At 45.5% G+C, this 1,871-nt stretch carries 1 protein-coding gene; it reads right to left on the bottom strand.

Annotated elements, in window-relative coordinates; translation table 11 throughout:
• The coding region (locus ACFIMU_RS08600; RefSeq protein ID WP_375697031.1) for a hemagglutinin repeat-containing protein at positions 1–1,871 on the bottom strand (1,871 nt) is incomplete at both ends.

Below are 1,871 nucleotides of genomic sequence, written 5' to 3'. Positions count from 1 at the left end.
ACATTCTTCTCAGCTTGCAAGAGAAGTTTATCCGTTGTTTGAACATCAGAGCCTAAGATATTCAAATCTTTTCCAGAGGAAAGCGTTGTTGAGCCTCCAGAGTTGACTTCTGATTTATGATGCATGGTGGCATCACCCTGTTCATCATGGTAATGGGTTTCTGCTGAACCGATCGTCAAGTTGCCTTCTTCTGTAGCCATAGCAAGATCACCCCCGGTGGTGATCCCCACCCCTGAGGCTGTGATATCTTGTTTGGCAATCACCGTTGCATTACCACCAGCAGAAAGCGCCTCGGTGTTTAATACGGTCTCCACGCCGTCAACCGTTGTGCGCCCTGCATCCAAACGAATATTCTTCTCCGCAAGGATAACAGCATCACCACCCGCCGCAAAATGCCCCCCTTGACTAAAGATATCCCCGCCATGCACATGCAATTGGTGGTTTGCCGCAATCCGCCCTGAATTGGTTATCGTGGAATTGCCGGTATTCTGGCTGGTGATATTGATATCATCGCCCATGATCAAAGCCCCAGCAGAAACAAAGGAGGCTCTGTCTTTTTCAGGGATGTAAAGCACCGGTGCATAAACATCCATGCCCTTGACCTGTTGGCGCACATAAATCACCATTGGGGCTTCTAGGGACGCCAATTGTTCTTCACTCAAAGCCTCACCAAAGGGGAGATTGTGGGCTTTTGCATATTCTGCCCCGACATCCAGCAAAGTTTTGACTTGTTCAATGGCATCACTTCCAGGAATAAAGGAGCCTTTGCCCAAACCTTGACCGACCAGATCACGCATTTGTTTCTCAATCAGCTGCTTTTCGAAATAAGCATCGCCTAAGAAAAAAATCTCCCGATCAGGATTGTAGCCAATTCTGTTCAAATAATAGGCTGAGCCATAAAACTTGCCGACATCAAGGAATTCTGCCCGCGTTTCATAAATGAAATTCTGGTTGGGCAGCGTGCCACCAACCCCACCCGATTGGGGCTTTGGTAAAGGGAGCCCCTCAGAAAGTTCCCCTGCATTATTGAGATCCACTTTTGGTGTAAAGAGAGCGCCAGCCCCGGTTAAACCACTTAAGGACTCCAGTGGATTGCCTTCAACGGTTTTTGCTTCAAAATGCGCATCCCCTGTAATCGAACCTTCCGCTACCGTGTTATTGGGTTGATCAACCACCAGATTTAAAGTGCCACCCGCTTGGACAAGACCAGGAACACTCTCCAAAGCTTCTGAGCGGATATGACGAAATTTGCCACCAGCTATATCTAAAGAAACATCGCGGCTTCCATCAGCTTTATAGCCATAACAATAACCATTCTGCGTATTGGCATTACAACTCATAAAGGTTTTTTTATAAGCCGTTACACCCAGATTGGTCAGCACACCAGCGTGGATATCGGCATTTCCCCCCACTTCTATAGTGCTATAATGGTTGTCAATGGTATCAGCATTAATGATGAGATTGCCACTAGATTGTATTACCCCCGAAACAGTTGGTTTATGCGAAAATGCTTGTGTTACAGTCTTTTCTATCATATGTGACCAATTATTCCATTGATAGCGTTCTATATTACTGTTTGTCTTGTCATATTCCCAAGTAAATGCCTTATAGACTGTTCCATCGCTTGAAATTGCGGTGCCATAGGTTCCTTCTTTGTTATTCCAAAGTTGCCAATCAAACAGAAAGTCTCGGGGACCTTCAAACCCAAACTCTCTATCAGAAAGACTTCCACTACCCCAACGATCCCAGCCCATATCGTGATATAAATTCCGTTCATTGAGTAAATAATAACCCTCTGGTTTTTGGAAAGAAATATCGCTATATTCGGTTTTTTCTGTGATGACAGGCGTGCTATCAGCTTCGTTTTTCAG

This window comes from Bartonella sp. AC70YNML, assembly GCF_042196545.1.
Lineage (GTDB): Bacteria > Pseudomonadota > Alphaproteobacteria > Rhizobiales > Rhizobiaceae > Bartonella.
The sequence above is the reverse complement of the archived record's forward strand: the minus strand, read 5'-3'. Positions and strand labels throughout refer to the sequence as shown.